This window comes from Tsukamurella conjunctivitidis, assembly GCF_007858475.1.
Lineage (GTDB): Bacteria > Actinomycetota > Actinomycetes > Mycobacteriales > Mycobacteriaceae > Tsukamurella > Tsukamurella conjunctivitidis.
Map to the genome: position 1 here is coordinate 1 of NZ_VIGX01000169.1, position 606 is coordinate 606.

At 48.0% G+C, this 606-nt stretch carries 1 pseudogene; it reads right to left on the minus strand.

The window, feature by feature from the left end:
• Positions 1-606, minus strand: a pseudogene (locus tag FK530_RS27590) (hypothetical protein); the annotation flags it as partial.

The following is a 606-nucleotide window of genomic DNA, read 5'->3' on the forward strand; positions in this document are numbered from 1 at the left end:
CGCTTCGAAGTGAGTTGGGAAAGGCCCATCAACTAACTTATCGCTTGAGGAGAGGCGTCCAACGCCTTCAGGATTCATAATGAACGGATCCATTGGACTACCCGGCGCTGCTGTTGCATCAAAGTCAGGAACATCCCAACCAATCCAGCGCTCACCATTCCATTTAAAGAGACGACGATGAGGATCCCAAGGTCTTCCCATGCGGTCAGCAGATGCTCTGTTATAGAGTATCCGGCGATTTGCTGGCCATGCCCAAGCCCATCCTAAGGTGATTCCTAAGCCTGATGGATCGCTATTGTCTCGGCGTGCCATCTGATTACCTTCCTCGGTCCAAGAACCGGTATAGATCCAGCAACCTGCGGCTGTGGAGCCATCATCACGCAACTCAGAGAAACTACCTAAAAGCTCCCCTTTTTTGCGAATTAATTTACCATTTTTATCGTAGAGATCTTCTAATGCATAACCATTTTGCTCTTTTGTGATCTCTTCTGCCGATGGGTGGAGCGGTTGAGCATAATCCCATTGGATATGATGGATAGGAACGGGGAATGCACCTCCCTCTTTTTTATAGAGTTCACGAAGTTTAAAGAGTAGGCGTGAAAGGAT